Source organism: Streptomyces sp. NPDC127190 (genome assembly GCF_042672505.1).
GTDB lineage: Bacteria > Actinomycetota > Actinomycetes > Streptomycetales > Streptomycetaceae > Streptomyces.
In genome coordinates this window covers 55,642-77,153 of record NZ_JBHXVE010000031.1, presented here as the reverse complement: position 1 = coordinate 77,153, position 21,512 = coordinate 55,642, and the positions used below count along the sequence as shown (strand labels likewise).

17 protein-coding genes are annotated in these 21,512 nt (G+C 72.8%); 13 read left to right on the top strand and 4 right to left on the bottom strand.

The annotated features are described in order from the left end of the window. The first annotated feature begins 106 nt into the window (after positions 1 to 106). The 5 genes from ACFVIU_RS33505 to ACFVIU_RS33485 all read left to right on the top strand — a co-directional run bounded on the left by ACFVIU_RS33505 (position 107) and on the right by ACFVIU_RS33485 (position 6,101). The gene (locus ACFVIU_RS33505) at positions 107 to 886 is read left to right on the top strand and encodes a redox-sensing transcriptional repressor Rex (RefSeq protein WP_385847183.1); all 780 of its coding nucleotides are present in this window, start codon (positions 107 to 109) and stop codon (positions 884 to 886) included. Then, positions 883 to 2,568 carry a glutamyl-tRNA reductase gene (locus tag ACFVIU_RS33500; RefSeq protein ID WP_385847181.1) on the top strand — a complete coding sequence of 562 codons (1,686 nt, stop codon included), beginning with the start codon at positions 883 to 885 and terminating at the stop codon, positions 2,566 to 2,568. Before ACFVIU_RS33505 ends, ACFVIU_RS33500 begins: the two co-directional genes overlap by 4 nt. After that, complete coding sequence (gene hemC, locus ACFVIU_RS33495) at positions 2,565 to 3,524, top strand: hydroxymethylbilane synthase (RefSeq protein WP_385847180.1); 960 nt, start codon at positions 2,565 to 2,567, stop codon at positions 3,522 to 3,524. The genes ACFVIU_RS33500 and hemC overlap by 4 nt, the downstream gene beginning before the upstream one ends. Then, positions 3,521 to 5,233: a uroporphyrinogen-III synthase gene (locus ACFVIU_RS33490; RefSeq protein WP_385847178.1), complete on the top strand. Its 1,713-nt coding sequence runs from the start codon at positions 3,521 to 3,523 to the stop codon at positions 5,231 to 5,233. The genes hemC and ACFVIU_RS33490 overlap by 4 nt, the downstream gene beginning before the upstream one ends. Before the next feature lie 106 nt (positions 5,234 to 5,339). Continuing rightward, positions 5,340 to 6,101: a hypothetical protein gene (locus ACFVIU_RS33485; RefSeq protein ID WP_385847177.1), complete on the top strand. Its 762-nt coding sequence runs from the start codon at positions 5,340 to 5,342 to the stop codon at positions 6,099 to 6,101. A gap of 48 nt (positions 6,102 to 6,149) precedes the next feature. On the opposite strand, the gene ACFVIU_RS33480 is transcribed toward ACFVIU_RS33485, so the two are convergent. After that, positions 6,150 to 7,145: a phospholipase D-like domain-containing protein gene (locus ACFVIU_RS33480; RefSeq protein ID WP_385847176.1), complete on the bottom strand. Its 996-nt coding sequence runs from the start codon at positions 7,143 to 7,145 to the stop codon at positions 6,150 to 6,152. 248 nt (positions 7,146 to 7,393) lie between these two features. Between ACFVIU_RS33480 and hemB the strand changes: the two genes are divergently transcribed. Then, positions 7,394 to 8,395, top strand: a complete 1,002-nt coding sequence (gene hemB / locus ACFVIU_RS33475; protein ID WP_385847175.1) for a porphobilinogen synthase — start codon at positions 7,394 to 7,396, stop codon at positions 8,393 to 8,395. A 13-nt stretch (positions 8,396 to 8,408) separates the two neighbouring features. On the opposite strand, the gene ACFVIU_RS33470 is transcribed toward hemB, so the two are convergent. Continuing rightward, positions 8,409 to 9,233, bottom strand: coding sequence for a DUF4253 domain-containing protein (locus ACFVIU_RS33470; protein WP_385847174.1), 825 nt, complete (start codon positions 9,231 to 9,233; stop codon positions 8,409 to 8,411). Positions 9,234 to 9,404: 171 nt separating this feature from the next. Here ACFVIU_RS33470 and ACFVIU_RS33465 point away from each other — a divergent pair, with 171 nt between their 5' ends. Then, entirely contained in the window at positions 9,405 to 10,574 is a 1,170-nt protein-coding gene (locus ACFVIU_RS33465) for a hypothetical protein (RefSeq protein WP_385847173.1), read from the top strand. 9 nt (positions 10,575 to 10,583) lie between these two features. On the opposite strand, the gene ACFVIU_RS33460 is transcribed toward ACFVIU_RS33465, so the two are convergent. Continuing rightward, positions 10,584 to 10,751 (bottom strand): hypothetical protein, encoded by a 168-nt coding sequence (locus ACFVIU_RS33460; RefSeq protein ID WP_385847172.1) that lies wholly within the window; start codon positions 10,749 to 10,751, stop codon positions 10,584 to 10,586. Positions 10,752 to 10,954: 203 nt separating this feature from the next. Beyond that, positions 10,955 to 13,945 (bottom strand): BTAD domain-containing putative transcriptional regulator, encoded by a 2,991-nt coding sequence (locus ACFVIU_RS33455; RefSeq protein ID WP_385847171.1) that lies wholly within the window; start codon positions 13,943 to 13,945, stop codon positions 10,955 to 10,957. Positions 13,946 to 14,146: 201 nt separating this feature from the next. Here ACFVIU_RS33455 and ACFVIU_RS33450 point away from each other — a divergent pair, with 201 nt between their 5' ends. The 6 genes from ACFVIU_RS33450 to ACFVIU_RS33425 all read left to right on the top strand — a co-directional run bounded on the left by ACFVIU_RS33450 (position 14,147) and on the right by ACFVIU_RS33425 (position 21,494). Next, complete coding sequence (locus ACFVIU_RS33450) at positions 14,147 to 15,373, top strand: amidohydrolase family protein (RefSeq protein WP_385847170.1); 1,227 nt, start codon at positions 14,147 to 14,149, stop codon at positions 15,371 to 15,373. A 5-nt stretch (positions 15,374 to 15,378) separates the two neighbouring features. After that, entirely contained in the window at positions 15,379 to 16,296 is a 918-nt protein-coding gene (locus ACFVIU_RS33445; protein WP_385847200.1) for an LLM class F420-dependent oxidoreductase, read from the top strand. A 9-nt stretch (positions 16,297 to 16,305) separates the two neighbouring features. Further along, a complete protein-coding gene (locus ACFVIU_RS33440; protein ID WP_385847169.1) occupies positions 16,306 to 17,076 on the top strand; it encodes an SDR family NAD(P)-dependent oxidoreductase in 771 nt (256 codons plus the stop codon). 121 nt (positions 17,077 to 17,197) lie between these two features. Further along, positions 17,198 to 18,316 (top strand): LLM class flavin-dependent oxidoreductase, encoded by a 1,119-nt coding sequence (locus ACFVIU_RS33435; RefSeq protein ID WP_385847168.1) that lies wholly within the window; start codon positions 17,198 to 17,200, stop codon positions 18,314 to 18,316. Then, positions 18,316 to 20,046, top strand: a complete 1,731-nt coding sequence (locus ACFVIU_RS33430) for an amidohydrolase family protein (RefSeq protein WP_385847167.1) — start codon at positions 18,316 to 18,318, stop codon at positions 20,044 to 20,046. Before ACFVIU_RS33435 ends, ACFVIU_RS33430 begins: the two co-directional genes overlap by 1 nt. Further along, positions 20,043 to 21,494 carry an aldehyde dehydrogenase family protein gene (locus ACFVIU_RS33425; RefSeq protein WP_385847166.1) on the top strand — a complete coding sequence of 484 codons (1,452 nt, stop codon included), beginning with the start codon at positions 20,043 to 20,045 and terminating at the stop codon, positions 21,492 to 21,494. Before ACFVIU_RS33430 ends, ACFVIU_RS33425 begins: the two co-directional genes overlap by 4 nt. Positions 21,495 to 21,512: the final 18 nt, after the last annotated feature.

Here is a 21,512-nt window from a genome sequence, read left to right as displayed (position 1 = left end):
CGGACACCATCTTTGTGCACGCGTTCACAAAGACATAGCCTGCTGTCGACGGGGCGGTCTGGGGACGTATGACCGCCCACAGCCCCGCTCTACCCGCAGGAGCACCGTGGCAACTGGCCGAACACACCGACCGGCGACCCGTAGCCGAGGGATTCCCGAGGCCACCGTCGCCCGGCTTCCGCTGTACCTCCGAGCCCTGACCGCGCTGTCGGAGCGCTCGGTGCCCACGGTCTCCTCCGAGGAGCTGGCCGCGGCGGCGGGGGTCAACTCCGCCAAGCTGCGCAAGGACTTCTCGTACCTGGGCTCGTACGGAACCCGCGGTGTCGGCTACGACGTGGAGTATCTCGTCTACCAGATCTCCCGCGAACTCGGCCTCACCCAGGACTGGCCGGTTGTCATCGTCGGTATCGGTAACCTCGGCGCCGCCCTCGCCGGTTACGGCGGTTTCGCCTCCCGTGGCTTCCGGGTCGCCGCGCTGATCGACGCCGACCCGGCGCTCACCGGCAAGCCGGTCGCGGGCATCCCGGTGCAGCACACCGACGACCTCGAGAAGATCATCAAGGACAACGGGGTCTCCATCGGCGTGATCGCCACTCCGGCCGGCGTCGCCCAGCAGGTCTGCGAGCGCCTCGTGGCCGCCGGGGTCACCTCCATCCTGAACTTCGCGCCGACCGTGCTGTCCGTCCCGGACGGCGTCGACGTGCGCAAGGTCGACCTGTCGATCGAACTCCAGATCCTCGCCTTCCACGAGCAGCGCAAGGCCGGGGAGGACACGGCGGTGGAGACCGCGGCCGGAGACGTGGGCTCGGCGCCCGCCGCCCCCCGGCGCGCCGCGTCCGCCGACCAGGGACCGGACGGGGACGTACCCGCCGTGATGCCGGCATGAGTCTCCTCGTCGTAGGCCTGAGCCACCGCAGCGCCCCGGTCAGCGTGCTGGAGCGGGCGGCGCTGAGCGTGGACGCCCAGGTCAAGCTGTTGCACGACACGGTCGCCGCCGAGCCCGCCACCGAGGCCGCGGTGCTCGCCACCTGCAACCGCATCGAGCTGTACGCCGACGTGGACAAGTTCCACGCCGGTGTCGCCGAGCTGTCCACGCTGCTCGCCCGGCACAGCGGGGTCGGCCTGGAAGAGCTGACGCCCTATCTGTACGTGCACTACGAGGACCGGGCCGTCCACCACTTCTTCTCGGTGGCCTGCGGCCTGGACTCGATGGTGGTCGGCGAGGGGCAGATCCTCGGGCAGATCAAGGACTCGCTGGCCCGTGCGCAGGAACTGCACACCGCCGGCAAGCTGCTGAACGACCTCTTCCAGCAGGCCCTGCGGGTCGGCAAGCGCGCCCACTCCGAGACCGGCATCGACCGGGCCGGGCAGTCGCTGGTCACCTTCGGCCTGGAGCAGCTGGCCGTCGGCACCGCGGTGCCGACCTGGGCGCGGGGCAAGAAGGCACTGGTCATCGGCGCCGGATCGATGTCCTCGCTGGCCGCTGCCACGCTGGCGCGGTCCGGGGTCGCCGAGATCGTCGTCGCCAACCGGACCTTCGAGCGCGCCGAGCGGCTCGTCCAGATCCTCGCCGAGGCCGACGACAACGCCGTGACCGCCCGTGCCGTCCCGATGGACGCGGTGCCGGCCGAGCTGACACGTGCCGACGTGGTCGTCTCCTGCACCGGGGCGACGGGCCTGGTGCTCACCGCGGAGGCGGTCGCGCAGGCGGTGGAGGGGCGCACCGGGCAGCCGGCCGTCGCCGACACCAGCGCTGCCACGGCCGTACCGCAGGGCCCTGCGTCGCCCGCCGCCGGCGTCGGCGCCGAGGAGAACTGCCCGCTGGACCTGGCCGCCGCGCAGTCCGGTTTCTCCGTGCTGGGCGAGGCCGCCGTGGCCGGGATGGACGCGGCGACCCTGGAGCAGCACGCGGCCTGGGTCGCGGGCGGAGCACTGGACCGGCGTGAGCGTCGTACGCCCGAGGCGGACGCCGAGCTGATCGCCGCGCTCGCCGCGACCGCGGCGACGGTGGGCCGGATCCCGGAGCGGCGCAGGCCGGAGCCGCCGGCCGAGCGCCCGGCGCCCTTCTTCTTCCTGCTCGACCTGGCCATGCCGCGGGACATCGACGCGGCCGTGCACCGGCTGGCCGGGGTGCGGCTGGTGGACATCGAGTCGCTGGCGGAAGCTTCCGCCGACGCTCCGATGGCGGCCGACGTGGACCTGGTCCGGCGTATCGTCTCCGACGAGGTCGCGGCCTTCGGCGCGGCCCAGCGGGCGGCGCACATCACGCCGACCGTGGTCGCGCTGCGCACCATGGCCGCCGATGTCGTCGCCGGTGAGATCGCGCGGCTCGACGGCCGGCTGCCCGACCTGGACGAGCGCCAGCGCGGCGAGATCCGGCAGGCCGTGCACCGGGTCGTCGACAAGCTGCTGCACGCGCCGACCGTACGGGTCAAGCAGCTCGCGGCCGAGCCCGGCGGCGCCGGGTACGCGGACGCGCTGCGCACCCTCTTCGACCTCGACCCCGAGACGGTCGCCGCCGTCTCCCGGGCCGGGGACAGCACAGACGACAAGGACCGACCGGTATGAGTGACAGAGCACTGCGGCTGGGCACACGGCGGAGCAAACTCGCCCTGGCCCAGTCCGGGCAGGTGGCGGAGACCGTCCGCCGGGTGACCGGGCGGCCCGTCGAACTGGTCGAGATCACCACGCACGGCGATGTCTCCCGCGAGCACCTGACGCAGATCGGCGGCACCGGTGTGTTCGTCACCGCGCTGCGGGACGCGCTGCTGCGCGGCGAGGTCGACTTCGCGGTTCATTCGCTGAAGGACCTGCCGACCACGCAGCCCGAGGAGCTGGTCCTGGCCGCCGTACCGGTGCGGGAGGACCCGCGGGACGTGATCGTCGCGCGCGACGACCTGAAGTTCACCGACCTGCCCCGCGGGGCGCGCGTCGGTACCGGCTCCCCGCGCCGCATGGCGCAGCTGAACGCGTACGCCCGGGCCCACGGCCTGGACATCGAGACCGTCCCGATCCGGGGCAACGTCGACACGCGCATCGGCTTCGTCCGCAACGGCGAGCTGGACGCCGTGGTGCTGGCCGCCGCCGGACTGAACCGGATCGGCCGGAGCGACGAGGTGACCGACTTCCTGTCGGTCGACACGGTTCTGCCCGCCCCCGGCCAGGGGGCCCTGGCGATCGAGTGTGCCGCGGACCGCGCGGACCTCATCGCGGCGCTCGGCGAGCTGGACGACCCGTTCACGCGGGTCGCCGTCACCGCCGAGCGGTCACTGCTCGCCGCCCTGGAGGCCGGGTGCAGCGCCCCTGTAGGCGCGCTGGCCGGCCTTCTGGCCGACGGGCAGACTGTCAAGGAAATGCGCCTGCGCGGCGTCGTCGGGACCCCCGACGGCACGCGTACGGTGCAGCTGTCCACCACCGGTCCCGTGCCCCAGACGCATGACGCGGCAGTGGCGCTCGGTCGCGAACTCGCCACCGAGATGCTCGCCCAGGGTGCGGCCGGTCTGATGGGGGAGCGAGCACATTGAGCCCCACCGCCCTTCCTGCCGCCGGTCCTGAACACGGGCACGTCACCTTCCTCGGTGCCGGACCCGGAGATCCGGGACTGCTGACTCTGCGCGCCGTGGAGGCGCTGTCGAGCGCGGACGTCCTCATCGCCGAGAACGAGGTCCTCGACGTCATCCGGACGCACGCCCGGCAGGGCGTCTCCGTGGTGCCGACGGACGCGGCCTCTTCCTCGGTCCCGCCGCCGGGCACGGGCACGCCCCAGCTGACGGTCGTTGACGGCACGTCAACACCCGCCGCTGTCCCGGGCGCTGCCCGGGATGCCGCTCATCTTGTCATGGAGGCTGCGCGGGGCGGCAGGCGGGTCGTCCGTGCGGTCTCCGGCGATCCGGGGCTCGACACGTACGCGGCCGAGGAGATGCTCGCCTGCGCGGCGGCCGGGGTGCCCTTCGAGGTGGTGCCGGGTGTGGCGGCGGCGGTCGGCGTGCCCGCGTACGCCGGTGTGCCGCTGCGCGACGCGCAGGGCGCGGACGTCCGGTTCGTGGACGCCCGTACCGCGTCGGACCGGTGCTGGACCGAGGTCGGCGCGTCGGACGGCACGGTCGTCGTCTCCACGACGCTGGACTCGGTGGCGGCAGCCGCGGGTGAACTGGTGTCCGCCGGGCGGAAGCCGGACACCCCGATGTCGGTGACGATCGCCGGTACGACGACCCGGCAGCGCACCTGGACGGCCACGCTCGGCACGATCGCGCAGACGCTGAAGCAGGCGAAGGTGCTGCCGTCGCCGGACGGCGGCCGGCCGGTGATAGCCGTGGTCGGCGAGCGTTCCGCCGCGGCCCGGCGCGAGCAGCTGTCCTGGTTCGAGTCCAAGCCGCTGTTCGGCTGGAAGGTGCTCGTGCCGCGGACCAAGGAGCAGGCGGCGTCGCTCTCCGACCAGTTGCGCTCCTACGGCGCGGTGCCGCACGAGGTGCCGACCATCGCGGTGGAGCCGCCGCGCACCCCGCAGCAGATGGAGCGGGCCGTGAAGGGGCTCGTGACCGGCCGCTACGAGTGGATCGCGTTCACGTCCGTCAACGCGGTGAAGGCCGTGCGGGAGAAGTTCGAGGAGTACGGCCTTGATGCTCGGGCTTTTGCGGGTATCAAGGTGGCTGCGGTGGGTGAGCAGACGGCCAAGGCGCTGATCGCCTTCGGCGTCAAGCCCGACCTGGTGCCGAGCGGTGAGCAGTCGGCCGCGGGCCTGCTGGAGGACTGGCCGCCGTACGACCCCGTCTTCGACCCGATCGACCGGGTCTTCCTGCCGCGCGCCGACATCGCCACCGAGACCCTGGTCGCCGGGCTGATCGAGCTGGGCTGGGAGGTGGACGACGTGACCGCCTACCGGACGGTGCGCGCCTCGCCGCCGCCGGCGGAGACGCGCGAGGCGATCAAGGGCGGTGGCTTCGACGCGGTCCTCTTCACGTCCTCGTCGACGGTCCGCAACCTGGTCGGCATCGCGGGCAAGCCGCACAACGTGACGGTGATCGCCTGCATCGGCCCGGCCACCGCGAAGACGGCCGAGGAGCACGGTCTGCGCGTCGACGTCATGGCGCCGGAGCCGTCCGTGCACAAGCTGGCCGAGGCACTGGCGGACTTCGGCATGAAGCGCCGGGCCGCCGCGCTGGAGTCGGGAGACCCGGTGACCCGCCCGAGCGAGCGGAGGCCGGGGGCGCGCAGGCGCCGGACGACCACCTGAGAAACGGCGGAGCGCCCTTACGGGGGGCGCTCCGCCGCTTTCGTGCCGCTGGCCCGGATGGCCGAATCGTCGTCCCGGTCCCCGCCTGTCTGCGATGCTGGCCGGCATGCGTGACGGGGTGTGGGGGCGGGGGGTCGGCGGGTGGTTGCGGCGGCGGGCTGTGGCGGTGGTGCTGACCGGGGGCGCGGTGGTCGTCGCCGTCGTGCATGTCGTGGCGCCCGGGCTGAGGATCGACGGGGTCACGGTCGGGCTGCTCGCGGTGGCGGTGGTGCCGTGGCTCGGGGATCTGGTGCGCAGCATCGACATACCGGGCCTCGGGCGGATCGAGTTCCGGGAGATCCAGCAGCGGCTCGACGCGGTGCAGCGGACCGCCAACGCCGCGCTCGTCGGTGACGGTCCGCAGGGCGGGGCCGGGGACGACACCGCCGCCTGGGACGCGGTCCGGGAACTGGCCGCCGAGTACGGCAGGATGCGCGAGGACGTGCCCAAGGGGCCGGCGCGTACGCACCGGATGGACCAGATCTTCGCCCGCCTGGTGCGAGCGACACAGCGGGTGCGGGAGTTCGACACCGGAACGCTGCTGCGCTCGCCGGACGCCGGGCTGCGGCTCGCGGCCTACGCGCGGCTGTACGGCCTGCCCGAGCCGGAGTTGTTGAGCACTCTGGTGGACGTGGTGACCGCCGAACCGATCGGCTTCAACCAGTACTGGGGGCTGCGCGTGGTCGGCAGGGGTGTGGAGGAGGCCGGGGTGGAGGAGGTTCCGATCGGTGTGGTGCGCCGGTTGCGGGAGTTCCGCGCCCGGCTGCCGCGGGACAGCGACCGGGGGCAGCTCGCCGATCGCGTGCTCAGCGAGTTCGGCGGGGGGTGAGCGGCCGGCGGGCCCGGCGAGGAGCGGGGTCCGCCGGCCGCTGCCGGGTCAGGCCGCCGTGCCGCCCGCGTAGTCGCTGCCGAAGGTGGTTTCTATGGTGGCCGCCACCGGCTGGGCCACGCCCGTGCCGGTGAGGATGATGCCCAGCTCCCGGTTGTTGCCGAGGGAGTTGCTGCTGATGTTCATGGAGCCGGCCTCGACCTCCTGGGTGGCGAGGCCGTAGTCGGCGACCATCGCCTTGGCGTGGATGTAGAAGCCGTTGGGGTCGGAGTAGCCGACCACCGTGCCGCCGGCGGCCTTGATCTCGGCGACCTGGCTGGCGTAGCTGGACGGGTTCTCCAGGACGACGCGGACCCTGACGCCGGCCCGGGCGCGGGCGGCGATGGCGTCGACCACGGTGCTGTCGCTGAACTCCAGTTCCTCCACGTCCAGGGTCGTGGTGGCGGAGTTGATGAAGGACACCAGGCGGTTGCGGGAGTCGGTGGGGGACCACAGGAGGTGGTCGCCGTCGGTGGGGGTGATGGAGGTGGCCGTGTAGTCGGCGTTGAAGACCTTCTCGATCGATGCCACGTCGCGGGTGTCGTCGGTGAAGACGCCGTAGTCGCGGCTGGTCGCGTAGTACTGGGAGGTGAGGTTGCCGGTCAGGACCAGGGACTTGGTGCCGTCCACCGTGATGGTCTTCTGGTGGGTGTAGACGAAGGCGGACGGGGACCAGACGACGCCGACGCCCGCGCTCTTCAGGGCGTTGTACGCGGAGCTGTTGGCGCTCTGGTGCTGGCGGTCGAGGATGACCCGGACCGTCACGCCCTTGTTCTTCAGGGCGATGAGGTCGTTGACGGCCGTGGTGTCCTCCAGCTCGTACATCGTCATGTCGAGCGTGCTGGTGGCCGAGTCGATGAAGTCGTAGATCGTGGGCTGACCGGTGCCGCTCCGGGAGAAGGCGAACGCCGAGTAGCTCGCGGCGTTCGCGGGGACGGCGGTGGCGACGACGGTGGCGCCGGCCGCCAGGGCGATGCCCGCGCGGGTGAGGGCCTTCCACAGCATGCGTGACTCCTGGTGGTGGGGAGAACTCGCCGGGAGGGGGTGGCGCGTGCATGACACCACGCGCGTAGAACGCGGGGGAGTCCTCCGGGCCCAAGGAGTGCCAGGACTGCGCAAAGACTTCGTATGGAGGGCAGAGGAAGGCTGGTTATGCCCGTGAATGCCGGGGGTGGGGAAGCGCCTGGCGGGCCGCCTCCGCGCCGACAGGGTGTTGGCAAAGGGGCGGGGCGGGCGGGCGTAGCGTAGAGGACATGACGAAGTACGGATCCTTCCCCGGTACGCGTCCCCGGCGACTGCGGACCTCGCCTGTCATGCGCCGGATGGTGGCCGAGACGCGGCTGCATCCCGCCGACTTCATCCTCCCGGCGTTCGTCCGCGAGGGCGTGAGCGAGCCGGTGCCGATCGCCGCCATGCCCGGTGTCGTGCAGCACACCCGGGACAGCCTGAAGAAGGCCGCGCTGGAGGCCGTGGAGGCCGGCGTCTCCGGGATCATGCTGTTCGGCGTGCCGGAGGAGGGGAAGAAGGACGCGCTCGGGACGCCGGGCACGGACCCCGACGGGATCCTCCAGGTCGCGATCCGGGACGTGCGGGCCGAGGTCGGCGACGACCTCCTCGTCATGTCCGACCTGTGCCTCGACGAGACCACCGACCACGGGCACTGCGGGGTGCTGGACGCCGAGGGCCGGGTCGACAACGACGCCACCCTGGAGCGCTACGCCGAGATGGCCCAGGTGCAGGCCGACGCCGGCGCCCATGTCGTCGGGCCCAGCGGGATGATGGACGGCCAGATCGGCGTCATCCGCGACGCGCTCGACCAGATCGGCCGCGAGGACGTCGCCATCCTCGCCTACACCGCCAAGTACTCCTCCGCCTTCTACGGCCCCTTCCGCGAGGCCGTCGCCTCCTCGCTCCAGGGCGACCGCAAGACCTACCAGCAGGACCCGGCCAACTGGCGCGAGTCCCTGCGGGAGCTGGAGCTGGACCTCGGCGAGGGCGCGGACATGGTCATGGTCAAGCCGGCCGGGCCGTACCTCGACATCCTGGCGCGGGTCGCCGACGCCGTGGACGTCCCGGTCGCCGCCTACCAGATCTCCGGCGAGTACTCGATGATCGAGGCCGCCGCCGAGAAGGGCTGGCTGGACCGGGACCGGGCCATCCTCGAGACCCTGACCGGCATCAAGCGGGCCGGCGCCCGCAACATCCTCACCTACTGGGCCACCGAGGCGGCCCGCATGGTGCGCCAGGAGGGCTGAGCCGGCCGGGCGCTCAGTCCCACCAGAAGGTCCAGACGGTGGCGCCGAGCAGACCCTCGGCGTACTTCCGCACGCTGCCCGGGCCGCTCTGCACGACCGAGTTCGGGCACAGGGCGAAGTGTTCGGCGGCCACCGCCTCGGCGGCCGCCGGATCCGTGGGCGGCGCGGCGACCGACATGAGCAGGGTCTCCGGGCCGAGGGCCACCACCCGGGCCCCGAACCGGTCCTCCCAGGAGCGCAGCACCGCGGAGATCCGGGCCACGTCACCCTCGTAGTTCAGCGGGCCGGTCCAGCCGATCGCCGCCGGTATGTCGGCGGAGCGGCGGGCCGGGACCAGGGCGAGATGCGGCTCCTCCAGCCACTCGGCCCAGGTGTCGCGGTCGCCGGTGAGCAGGTCGGCGACCTGGGCGGCGCGGGTGCCGGGGTCGGCGGTCGGGACGGCGGCCGGTGCGAGACCGGGCCAGGCGTGCCCGTACGGCGCCACCTCCTCGATGTCGTCGCCGTCCGTCTCCTCCGCCCAGTACTCCGCCAGCACCTCCGCCGCGTCGTGGTCCCCCGGGTACGACGCCTCCTGGGGCAGCAGCACCCAGCCGCCGAGACCGCCCGCGAAGCCGCCCAGGTCCACCAGGACCGGCAGCAGCCCCGCGCGGGCCGCCGGTGCGCCCAGCGCCTTCCACATGCCCGGCGCGGCCGACTTCTCCGCGTACCACAGCAGGGGTTCGTGCCAGGGGCCGTCGTCGGTCTCGTCCGTCAGCCGGCCGGGCGGCAGTTGCAGGCCCAGGGAGCGACCGCTGGGGTCGGTGGCCAGCCGGGGCAGCGGGTTCGGAAGAGTCGCCATACCGGTGACTCTAAAGGCCGCCACTGACAACGCCGTTGGCGTCCGCCGGCGTCCGTCGACGGAGTGATCCGTTCCGCCCGGAGCAACCCGCAGCCGCTCCCGCCCCTCTCTACAGACGTGCGGCGACGGCCACCGACCACGGCCGTGCCGCGACGGGAAGGACGAGGGGACGTGCGGATCGGGCGCTATCCGGTGCGGTGGCACATCGTGCTGCTCACCCTGTGGACGGCCTTCTGGTTCCTGGTGGCGGAACGTCACGCCGCCATCTCCTGGCACTATCTGCGCACCGGCGAGGAACTGCTCTTCGGTCAGCTGCGCGGCGGGGGCCTGGCCCTCTACGCCAACCACCCGGAACTCCAGATCGGCCCCGTCAGCTTCCTGGTCGCCGGCCTGTTCGAACCCTTCTCACCGGAGCTGGGCGAGAAGCTCGCGGACGCCTTCATGTCCGCCCTCGGCCTCTACATGCTGGTCCTGGTCGGCCGGGCCGCGGCCGACCACTACCGGGGTACGGGGCTGAACCACCGGCGCCTCCAGCAGCGGGTCCTCGTCGCCGGTGCCGCCTTCATCCCCATGTGGGTCGAGGTCTCCGTCCGCTTCGCCCACCTCGACGACGTGCTGGCCCTGTTCTTCACCACCCTCGCCGTCCGCGCGCTGGTCCGGGGCAACCACACGGCGGTGGGCGTGCTGCTGGCCCTCGCCATCGACTCCAAACCCTGGGCGGTGGGGTTTCTGCCGCTCCTGCTGGCGCTGCCCCGCCCGCACCGGCTGCGCGCCACCGGCTGGGCCGTCGCGCTGGTGGCGGTGGCGTGGCTGCCCTTCTACCTCACGCACCTGGACACCTTCGCCGCGGCCCGGTTCACCATCCCCAACCAGCCTGCGTCGGCGCTGCGCTGGTTCGGCGTGGACGATCCCGCGACACCGCCGTGGGACCGGCCCGCGCAGATGGCCCTCGGCATCGCGCTGGGCACGCTCGCGGTACGGCGGCGGCGGTGGCCGGCGGTGGTGCTGCTGGCCGCCGACGCGCGGATCGTGCTGGACCCGAGCGTGTACACGTACTACAACGCGTCGGTCCTGCTCGGCACCCTGATCTGGGACTCCGTCGGCCAGCGGAGGCTGGTGCCCTGGGTCAGCTGGATCGCGCTCATCTCCCTGTACGGCAGCGCCCTGCTGATCCCGTCCGACTCCGTCTGCGGCCTGATCCGCCTGGCCTTCGCGGCGGGGTCGGCGGGGTACGTCCTCTTCAGCCCCCAACGGCGGCCTCGCGGCCGCCGCCCCCCGAACACGCCTCGGCCGCGACGGCTCCCCCTCCGCGCCGCCGCGGCCGATTCCCCGTCGGGTTGAAAGCTCCGGTCAGGCCTTCTCGTCCGTGGCGTGAGTGTTGTCCGGGCTGACCACACCGATCTCCTCGGCGATGTTCGCAGCGGCCGGCTTCAGCGGCTCACTGGTGGCGTGCGTGTTCATGGTGGTCACTTCGGTGGTCGAGGTCTCCGCCTCGGTCGTCTTCTTGACGTCGCTCATGACTGCTCCCCTGATGTCTGTGCAGTGGTACGGGACGGCCTGCCCGGTAGCTCCCCCGAGTGCCGCCGGGCAGGCTTCCCCTGGGCCGGTACACCTTACGGCGCGCCCAGTTGGTGTCCCGTCTGTCCCCCGACGCGACGGAACGACACGACAGAGAGTGCCGGGCGGCGATAAACGAACGATGAACGCGCAGGCGTGCGCCCTCAGGCGACGGACAGCGGCTTGAGCAGAGCGCGTACCTCGTCGGCTTCCGGCGCGCTCGACGCCTCGAAGATGGCCAGGGCCTCTTGCAGACAGACCTGTGCGCGGCCGGTCTGGCCGATCCCGCTCAGCGCCCGGCCGAGCGCCGTGAGGACGTTTCCGCGCCGCCACTCGCCGCCGATGCCGCGCAGCACGGACAGCGCCGTCTCCGCACGGGTCGCCGCCTCCGGCAGGCGCTGGGCGGCGAGGTCGACCTCCGCGAGGCGGAAGAGGGTCATGCCCTCCCACAGGCGCTGCCTGCTGTCACGGAAGACGTCGAGGGCTTCCTCGAGGCGCTCGGTGGCCAGCGCGAGCCGACCGCTCTGCACGAGGGCGAGCCCCAGCGCGTAGCGGCCGTTGGCTCCCTTGAGGGCGTGCCCCATGCCGTCGTACATGTCGGTCCCCTGCTGGGCCAGGGACACCGCGCTCGACGTACGGCCCATGGCCAGATGGATCCGGGAGAGATTGCACAACGCGCTGGCCTCACCGGGCCGGTCCCCCGCGACACGGAAACTCTCGATGGCCCGGATCAGGTGCCGCTCGCCGGTGTCGCACCTGTCCTGGTACAACGCGAGGACCCCCAGCATGTTGGACGCCCAGCACTGGGGCAGGGGGTCGTTCGCCGTCTCCGCGAGCCGCAGGGCCTCGGTGGCCTCCCGATCCGCCAGCTCGAAACGGCCGGACATGTGATGGCCGTTGGCCAGCGTGACCCGGGCACGGGCCTCCGTACGCTGATCGCCGGAGGCCTGAGCGGCGGCCCGCACGGCGGCACCGGTCGCCTCGTACTCCTTGGAGTTGGCCCCCGATTCGGCGAGGTCGATGGCGGCCCACAACAGGTCGACGGCGCGCCTCAGCTGTGCGTCCCCCGTCGACTGCCGTACGCAGGCGAGCAGGCAGACCGACTCCGTGTACAACCAGTCCTGCGCCCTGCGCCGGTCCTCGAAGGTCAGGCCCGGGTAGTCCGTCGGCTCCAGGTGGTCCACCAGCCGGTCGCCCGGCCGTTCGATCGCGTAGACCCCGGCCGCCGTCGCCAGATAGAAGTCCAGCAGGCGCGACAGCGCCGACTCCCGTTCGCTCGGGAGTTCGTCGCGTTCGGCGCAGGCGCGGGCGTAGAGGCGGACCAGGTCGTGGAAGCGGTAGCGGCCGGGGGCGGCGGATTCCAGGAGGGAGGTGTCGACCAGGGACTCCAGGAGGTCCTCCGTGTCCTCCGCGGGGAGGTCGAGGACCGCGGCCGCCGCGGCCAGCGAGAGGTCGGGGCCGTCGGCCAGGCCGAGCAGGCGGAAGGCGCGGGCCTGGGCCGGTTCCAGCTGGCCGTAGCCGAGTTCGAAGGTTGCCTTGACCGCGAGGTCGCCGGCCTGGAGCTCGTCCAGGCGGCGGCGTTCGTCGGCGAGCTTGGCCGCGAGGACGGAGACGGTCCAGGTGCGGCGGGCCGCCAGGCGGGAGGCGGCGATGCGGATGGCGAGGGGCAGGAAGCCGCAGGCCGCCACCACGTCGAGGGCGGCTTCGCGTTCCGCCGCCACCCGCTCGGTGCCGACGATCTTCGTGAAGAGGGCCAGCGCCTCCTCGGGGGACATCACGTCCAGGTCGACCAGATGCGCCCCGGCCAGGTCCAGCATGCGCACCCGGGAGGTGATCAGGGCCGCGCAGCCCTCCGTGCCGGGCAGCAGCGGCCGTACCTGGGCGGCGTCCTTCGCGTTGTCCAGCAGGACCAGCACGCGGCGGCCGTCCAGGACCGAGCGGTAGAGGGCGGCCCGCTCCTCCAGGGAGTCCGGGATCGCCGAGTCCGCGGTGCCGAGGGCGCGCAGGAAGGAGCCGAGGACGGTCTCCGGTTCGGCGGGGCGGTGGCCCGCGCCCTGGAGGTCGACGTAGAGCTGGCCGTCCGGGAAGGCGGCCCGCGCACGGTGGGCGACATGGACCGCCAGGGTCGTCTTGCCGACGCCGCCGATGCCGGCCAGGGCGGAGACCGCCATCACCCGGCCCAGGGTGCTGCCGGTGTCGGGGGCCGACGCCGAGGCCAGCACCTCGCTCAGCTCGGTGACGAAGGCCTTGCGGCCGGTGAAGTCGGGGACCGAGGCGGGCAGCTGGGCGGGGCGGACCGGGGCGTGCGCGGGCTCCGGGGCCGGGCCGGAGGGCTCGGCCAGGGCCGGGTCCGCCTGGAGGATGCGCTGCTGGAGTTCGCGCAGGCCGGGGCGGGGGTCCACGCCCAGTTCCTCGGAGAGCAGGCGGTGGGTGTCGGCGTAGACCGCGAGGGCCTCGGCCTGCCGGCCGCTGCGGTACAGGGCCAGCATCAGCAGTTCGCGCAGGCGTTCGCGCAGCGGGTGGGCCGCGGTCAGGGCGGTCAGCTCGGAGACCGCCTCCGCGTGGCAGCCCTGCTCCAGGTCCATGTCGAGGCGGGACTCCAGCAGGCCGAGGCGCCACTCCTCCAGGCGGACCCGCTGGGTCTCGGCGTACGGGCCGGGCACGCCGGCCAGCGGCTCGCCGTCCCACAGGGCGAGGGCCCGGTTCAGCAGTTCCCGGGCGCGGCACAGGTCGCCGGCGCCCCGCGCCTTCTCCGCGGCCGCCGCCAGGTCCTGGGCGGCCGCGAGGTCCAGGGCGCCCTCGCCGAGGCCGCGCACCGCGTAGCCGCCGGACTCGCTCACGAGGATCCGGGGGGTGAGCATCTTGCGCAGCCGGGAGGCGTAGGTGCGGACCGTCGCCAGCGCCTGGGAGGGCGGCTCGGGGCCCCACAGCGCGTCGATCAGCTCCGCCGCGGTCGCCGTACGGCCCTCCCGCAGCAGCAGGGCGGCCAGCAGCGCGCGCTGCTGGGGCGAGCCCGTGCTGAGCTGTTCGGCGCCCCGCCAGGCCCGCACCGGACCGAGCACGCCGAAGCGCAACGCCTCCTGCTCCGCGGCCGGTTCGGCCGGGTCCGTGGAGCCGGGACGCCGCTGCTCAGGTACTCGCGGCCCACCAGCCATGCATTCGCCCCCCTCGGCGTCAGGAACAACTTTGTCAGTTTGCCTTGTTCGGGGCGGTTGCGTCAGCCGTGGGAGACGCCGATCACAGACCGGCACGCCCCGGTACACAAAGCCCTCACACCGTCTTCGCGGGCCGCACGGAAAACCCGGCCGACTCCCGAGTAGCTGACGGATCGTCAGATCAGCGCTACGGTGCGGGGCATGGAGGCCAAAGAGTTCCCGTGGATCATCTCCGTCGACGATCACACCGTCGAGCCGGCGGCCGTGTGGCAGGACCGGCTGCCGCGGAAGTACCGGGACGTGGGGCCCCGGATCGTCCGGGCACCGGTGCGGGAGATGACGTTCCTCGGCGGGCGGTTCCGGCCCGTGATGGGGGAGCCGGGCGCCACCGGCGAGGGGCCCGTGGGCGACTGGTGGGCGTACGAAGATCTGCGGCGCCCGCTCACCCGGCTGGACACCGCCGTCGGCTGCGCCCGGGACGAGGTCCGGCTGGAGGTCATCACCTACGAGCAGATGCGGGCCGGGTCGTACGACGTGCCCGAGCGGATCGCCGACATGGACCTCAACCATGTGCAGTCGGCGGTCTGCTTCCCGACCTTCCCCCGCTTCTGCGGCCAGACCTTCGCCGAGGCCCGGGACAAGGACCTCGCCCTGCTCTGCGTCCGCGCCTACAACGACTGGATGGTGGAGGAGTGGTGCGGGCCCGCGGCGCGGGGGCGGCTGGTGCCGCTCGCGCTGATACCCCTGTGGGACCCCGCGCTGGCCGCCGCGGAGGTGCGGCGGAACGCGGCCCGCGGGGTCCGGGCGGTCGCCTTCTCGGAGATACCGCCGCACCTCGGGCTGCCGTCCGTGCACACCGACGACTGGGACCCCTTCCTCGCGGCCTGCGACGAGACCGGCACGGTCGTCGCCATGCACATCGGCTCCAGCAGCCGGATGCCCTCCACCTCCGCCGACGCACCGCCCGCCGTCGGCTCCACCATCACCTTCGCCAACTGCTGCTTCTCGATGGTCGACTGGCTGATGAGCGGCAAGTTCGAACGCTTCCCCAACCTCCGGGTCATGTACGCGGAGGGGCAGATCGGCTGGATCCCCTACATCCTCGAACGCGCGGACGTGGTCTGGGAGGAGAACCGCGGGTGGGGCGGGGTCGCCGGCAAGGTGCGCCGGCCGCCGTCCGAGCTGTTCGCCGGGCATGTGTACGGCTGCTTCTTCGACGACGCCTTCGGGCTGCGCAACCTGGACGCCATCGGCGTCGGCAACGTCCTCTACGAGACCGACTACCCGCACTCCGACTCCACCTGGCCGAAGTCCCGCGAGGTCGGCGAGGCCCAGATGGGGCACCTGGCGCCCGAGGTGGTCGAGCGGATCGTCCGCGGCAACGCGATCGAGCTGCTGGGGCTGACCCCCGAGGGGCTGTGGCGGTGACCGCCCTGGCGTACGGCATCCAGCTGCCCGTGCAGTCCCAGAGCACCCTGTACGCGGAGCCGTGGGAGGCCGCCGCGGGCGCGGCGGACCTGGTCGCCGTCGCCCGGGCCGCGGACACCGCCGGCTTCGCCTACCTCGCCGTGTGCGAGCACGTGGCCGTGCCCCGGCGGCTGGCAGCGGCCATGGGCACGGTCTGGTACGACCCCGTCGCCACCCTCGCCCATCTCGCCGCCGTCACCGGGCGCATCCGGCTGCTCAGCCATGTCGCGGTGGTCGGGCTGCGCCATCCGCTGCTCACCGCCAAGCAGTACGCCACCCTGGACCACCTCTCCGGCGGCCGGCTGATCCTCGGGGTCGGGGCCGGGCACGTCCGGGAGGAGTTCGAGGCCGTGGGCGCCGACTTCGAGCGGCGCGGGGCCGTCCTGGACGAGACCGTCGACGCGCTGCGGGCCGCCCTCGGGCCCGAGGAGTACCCCGAGCACCACGGCAAGCGCTACGACTTCGCCGGGCTCGGACAGCGGCCCCGGCCCGTGCAGCCCCGGGTGCCGCTCTGGGTCGGCGGCTCCTCGCCCGCCGCCGTACGCCGGGCCGCGCTCAAGGGCGACGGCTGGCTGCCGCAGGGCGATCCACGGGGGCGGCTGGCCGGGCAGATCGAGCGGATCCGGCGGCTGCGGGCGGAGCAGGGCGCCGAGGGGCCGTTCACCGTCGGCGCCATCGCCGAGCCGCTCTACGTCGGACCGGCCGGCTGGGACGTCGGGCGGCGCACCCTCAGCGGGGCGCCGGAGCGGATCGCCGAGTCGCTCAGGGCGTACCGGGCGATGGGCGTGGACCAGATCCAGGTGCGGTTCCGCAGCCGGAGCCGGGCCGAACTCGTCGACCAGATCGCACTGTTCGGGGCGGAGGTCGCGCCCCGGCTCAACTAGGAGGGCTTCATGGGCAAGCTGGACGGGCGGGTCGTCCTGGTCACCGGTGCGGCGCGCGGGCAGGGCGAGCAGGAGGCGCGGCTCTTCCGGGCGGAGGGCGCGCGGGTGGCCGTCGCCGATGTGCTGGACGAGCAGGGCCAGACCCTGGCCAAGGAGATCGGGGCGCTCTACGTCCATCTCGACGTGGGCACCGAGGAGGGCTGGCGGGAGGCCGTGGCCGAGGTCCGGCGGGCGTACGGCCGGATCGACGGACTGGTCAACAACGCGGGCATCCTGCGCTTCAACGCCCTCGTGGACACCCCGCTGGACGAGTTCATGCAGGTCGTCCAGGTCAACCAGGTCGGCTGCTTCCTGGGCATGAAGGCGGTGGTGCCGGAGATGGCCGACGGCGGGACGATCGTCAACACCGCCTCCTACACCGCGCTGACCGGGATGGCCGCCGTGGGCACGTACGCCGCGACCAAGCACGCGGTGCTCGGGCTGACCCGGGTGGCCGCGCTGGAGCTGGCGGGGCGGCGGATCCGGGTCAACGCCATCTGCCCGGGCGCCATCGACACCCCCATGTCCAACCCGGCCCGGCTGGACCCCGACGCGGACCCGGAGGAGACGAGCCGGGCCCTGGACGAGCTGTACCGCAGGCTGGTGCCGCTCGGCCGGGTCGGGCGGCCGGAGGAGGTGGCACGGCTCGCCCTCTTCCTGACCTCGGACGACTCGTCGTACATCACCGGGCAGCCGTTCGTGATCGACGGAGGCTGGCTGGCGGGGGTCAGCGTCATCTGATCGGCGCTGCCCGAGGGGCGGTCGTCTCTCCTGAGACCCCTCTCTCTTGAGATCTGACGAACCGTCAGATATGAAGCCACAGGCAAGGATCCATAGGCACTCGTAGGGACGGTGAACCGCCGTGGAATTCGGGCTCTTCGTACAGGGATACGTGGGCAAGCGCGCCGAGACCGACCCGCTCGCCGAGCACAAGGCACTGATGGAGGAGACCGAGTACGTCATCCAGGCGGACCGGTCCGGCTTCAAGTACGCCTGGGCCTCCGAGCACCACTTCCTGGAGGAGTACTCCCACCTCTCCGCCAACGACGTGTTCCTCGGCTACCTCGCGCACGCGACCGAGCGGATCCATCTCGGCTCCGGGATCTTCAACCCGCTGGCCCCCGTCAACCACCCGGTCAAGGTCGCCGAGAAGGTCGCCATGCTCGACCACCTCAGCGAGGGCCGCTTCGAGTTCGGCAGCGGGCGGGGCGCCGGCTCGCACGAGATCCTCGGGTTCCTGCCGGGGGTGACCGACATGAACCACACCAAGGAGATCTGGGAGGAGACCATCGCCGAGTTCCCGAAGATGTGGCTCCAGGACGAGTACCAGGGCTTCCAGGGCAAGCACTGGCAGCTGCCGCCGCGGAAGATCCTGCCCAAGCCGTACGGCAGGTCCCACCCGGCGATGTGGTACGCGGCCGGGTCCCCGCCGTCGTACGCCATGGCCGCGAAGAAGGGGCTCGGCGTGCTCGGCTTCAGCATCCAGAAGGTGTCCGACATGGAGTGGGTGCTGGAGCAGTACAAGACGGCGATCGTGGACGCGGAGCCGGTGGGGGACTTCGTCAACGACAACGTGATGGTCACGACCACCGCGATCTGCGCGCCCACGCACGCGGAGGCGATCGACATCGCGGTCCGCGGGGGGCTGCACTATCTGCCCTCGCTGGTCTTCCGGTACCACGACACGTTCCCGCGGCCGGAGGGGTTCCCGGAGTGGCCGGAGACGCTGCCCGCGTACACACCGGAGTTCGTGGAGCTGCTCATCGAGGAGGAGCTGCTGATCTGCGGGGACCCGGACGAGGTGCTGCGGCAGTGCAAGAGGTGGGAGCAGGCGGGGGCGGACCAGTTGAGCTTCGGGCTGCCGGTGGGGGTGCCGAAGGAGGAGACGTTGCAGACGATCCGGTTGATCGGGGAGTGCGTGATTCCGAAGATCGACACGGATCCGGTTCATCGGACGACGCGGTTCCGGGGCGCCGCGTGATGCTTGATCACCTCATCAAGGGCGCCGCCGTCGTGGACGGGACCGGTGTGCCCGCCTTCACCGCCGACGTCGGTATACGGGACGGCCGTATCGCTGTCATCGGTGCTGCCACCGAAGACGCCCGTACCACCGAGGACGCCACCGGGCTCGTCCTCGCTCCCGGGTTCGTCGATCCGCACACCCACTACGACGCCCAGCTCTTCTGGGACCCGTACGCGACGCCGTCCCTCAACCACGGGGTGACCACGGTCGTCGGGGGGAACTGCGGGTTCACGCTCGCGCCGCTCAGCCCCGCCCGGCCGGACGACGCCGACTACACGCGCCGCATGATGTCCAAGGTGGAGGGCATGTCGCTGGTCGCCCTCGAAGAGGGGGCGCCCTGGAGCTGGCACTCCTTCGGTGACTATCTGGACGCCCTCGAGGGGCGGATCGCGGTCAACGCCGGGTTCATGGTGGGGCACTGTGCGCTGCGGCGGTATGTGATGGGGGCCGACGCGATCGGCGGGCAGCCGGATGACGAGCAGCTGGCCGCCATGGTGCGGGCGTTGCACGAGGCCATGGACGCCGGGGCGTGGGGGCTGTCCACCACCCAGTCGGGCACCCACTCCGACGGGGACGGCCGGCCGGTCGCCTCCCGGCACGCCCGGCCACCGGAGCTGCTGGCCCTCGCGCGGGCGGTCGGGGAGCACGAGGGGACGCAGATCGAGGCGATCGTCGCCGGCTGCCTGGACCGGTTCAGCGACGCCGAGATCGAGCTGCTGGCGGAGCTGAGCGCCGCCGCCGGGCGGCCGCTGAACTGGAACGTGCTGACCGTCGACGCGGCCGTGCCGGACCGGGTGCCGCGGCAGCTGAGCGCGAGTGAGCGGGCGCGGAAGGCGGGCGGCCGGGTGGTGGCCCTGACCATGCCGATCCTCACCCCGATGAACATGTCGCTGGGCACCTTCTGCGCGCTCAACCTGATCCCCGGCTGGGGGCCGGTGCTCGGGCTGCCGGTGCCCGAGCGGATCGCGAGGCTGCGGGACCCGCACACCAGGGACGAGCTGCTGCGGCGGGCCCGGTCGAAGGAGGCGGGCGTCTTCCGGCGGCTCGCGGACTTCGGGCGGTATGTCATCGGGGACACCTACAGCCCCGCCAACGAGGGGCTCACCGGGCGGGTCGTCCGGGACATCGCCGAGGAGCGGGGGCAGGACCCCTTCGCGTGCCTGGTGGACATCTGCGCCGAGGACGGGCTGCGTACGGTGCTGTGGCCGATGCCGTCCGACAACGACCCGGCGTCCTGGGCGCTGCGCGCGGAGACCTGGCAGCACGAGGACGTGCTGCTCGGCGGCTCTGACGCGGGGGCGCATCTGGACCGGATGTGCGGGGCGCCGTACACCACGCGGTTCCTCGGGGACTGTCTGCGCGGCCGGAAGCTGGTCGGGCTGGAACAGGCGGTGCGGATGCTGACCGACGAACCTGCGCGGCTGTTCGGGCTGCGCGAGCGGGGCCGGGTGCGCGAGGGCTTCCACGCCGACCTGGTGCTCTTCGACCCGGAGCGGATCGACGCCGGCCGCGCCCGGCTGGTGCACGACCTGCCCGGCGACAGCCCGCGGCTGGACTCGCGGGCGCTCGGGGTGCGGGCCGTGTGGGTCAACGGGGTCGAGGCGATCCGGGACGACGTGGTGAGCGGGGCCGTACCGGGCAGGGTGCTGCGGTCCGGCCGGGACACGCGGACGGTGAGCACCCGGTGAGCGAGGGGCAGCGGCTGTTCGTCGGCGGGGAGTGGGTCGCACCCGAGCACGGCCACTATCCGGTGATCGACCCGGCCACCGAGGAGGTCGTCGGCCGGGCGTCGGAGGCCTCGCCGGAACAGGCGCGGGCAGCCTGCGCGGCGGCCCGGGAGGCGTTCGGGGCGTGGTCGCGGACCCGCCCGGAGGAGCGGGCGGCACTGCTGTGCCGGGCGGCGGAGATCATCCGGGGGCGGGCGGAGCCGTACGCCCGGCTGGCGATCGCCGAGACCGGGGCGACCACGGCGACCGCGCGGGGCATGCAGGTCGGGGTGGCCGTGGCCCGGTTCCGCCGGTACGCGACCGTGGAGGCGGCCGAGTGGGCCGTGCCGCCGCAGCTCATCGAGGCCGGGCCGATGGGGCGGGCCGGGGTGCTGGGCGCGCTGGCGGTACGCCAGCCGGTGGGCGTCGTCACCTGCGTGACCTCGTACAACAACCCCTGGGCCAACGCGGCCGGGAAGGTCGCCCCGGCGCTGGCCATGGGCAACACGGTGGTGGTGAAGCCGGCCCCGCAGGACCCGCTGTCCGTCTACCGCATGGCGGAGGCGCTCCAGGAGGCCGGGGTGCCGCGCGGGGTGGTGAACGTGGTCTCCGGGCGGGAGGTGGCCGTCGGGGAGGCGGTGGTGGCCTCGGACGACGTCGACATGGTCAGCTTCACCGGGTCCACGGCCGTCGGACGGCGGATCGCCGAGGTGTGCGGCCGGGACATGAAACGCCAGCTGATGGAGCTGGGCGGGAAGGGCGCGGCGCTCGTCTTCGACGACGCGGACCTCGGCTCGGCGGTGGCCGGGATCGGGACCACCTTCTCCTTCTACAGCGGACAGATCTGCACGGCACCGACCCGGGTGCTGGCCCAGCGCGGGGTGTACGAGCGGCTGGTCGACCAACTGGCCGACTATGCACGGCGGTTGACGGTCGGGGACCCACGGGAGCCGGGCACGGTGGTGGGGCCGGTGATCTCCGGACAGCACCGGGAGCGGGTCGAGTCGTACGTCGAACTCGGGCGCAAGGAGGGCGCGACCGTGGTCACCGGAGGCCGACGGCCGCCACTGGACCGGGGGTTCTACGTCGCGCCCACCCTCCTCGCCGACTGCGCGAACGGGATGCGGGTGGCCCGGGAGGAGATCTTCGGGCCGGTGGTCGTGGTGATCCCGTTCGACGACGAGGAGGAGGGCATCGCCCTCGCCAACGACTCCGACTACGGCCTCATCGACTACGTCTGGTCCGGCGATGTGGCCCGCGCCTTCCGGGTGGCGCGGCGGCTGCGGGCCGGCGGGGTGGGCGTCAACACCGTCGGCCGCAACATGGAGGCCCCGTTCGGCGGCTTCAAACGCAGCGGGGTCGGCCGGGACGTGGGCTCCTACGCGCTGCACGCCTACAGCGAGGTGCAGTCGATCGTGTGGCCGGGGTGAGGGGCACCACGGTCATTG

Coding starts and splice junctions, on each gene's coding strand:
- ACFVIU_RS33500 (WP_385847181.1), top strand. CDS start 883: ATGAGTCTCCTCGTCGTAGGCCTGAGCCACCGCAGCGCCCCGGTCAGC.
- hemC (WP_385847180.1), top strand. CDS start 2,565: ATGAGTGACAGAGCACTGCGGCTGGGCACACGGCGGAGCAAACTCGCC.
- ACFVIU_RS33485 (WP_385847177.1), top strand. CDS start 5,340: ATGCGTGACGGGGTGTGGGGGCGGGGGGTCGGCGGGTGGTTGCGGCGG.
- ACFVIU_RS33480 (WP_385847176.1), bottom strand. CDS start 7,145: ATGCTGTGGAAGGCCCTCACCCGCGCGGGCATCGCCCTGGCGGCCGGC.
- hemB (WP_385847175.1), top strand. CDS start 7,394: ATGACGAAGTACGGATCCTTCCCCGGTACGCGTCCCCGGCGACTGCGG.
- ACFVIU_RS33470 (WP_385847174.1), bottom strand. CDS start 9,233: ATGGCGACTCTTCCGAACCCGCTGCCCCGGCTGGCCACCGACCCCAGC.
- ACFVIU_RS33460 (WP_385847172.1), bottom strand. CDS start 10,751: ATGAGCGACGTCAAGAAGACGACCGAGGCGGAGACCTCGACCACCGAA.
- ACFVIU_RS33455 (WP_385847171.1), bottom strand. CDS start 13,945: ATGGCTGGTGGGCCGCGAGTACCTGAGCAGCGGCGTCCCGGCTCCACG.
- ACFVIU_RS33450 (WP_385847170.1), top strand. CDS start 14,147: ATGGAGGCCAAAGAGTTCCCGTGGATCATCTCCGTCGACGATCACACC.
- ACFVIU_RS33440 (WP_385847169.1), top strand. CDS start 16,306: ATGGGCAAGCTGGACGGGCGGGTCGTCCTGGTCACCGGTGCGGCGCGC.
- ACFVIU_RS33430 (WP_385847167.1), top strand. CDS start 18,316: ATGCTTGATCACCTCATCAAGGGCGCCGCCGTCGTGGACGGGACCGGT.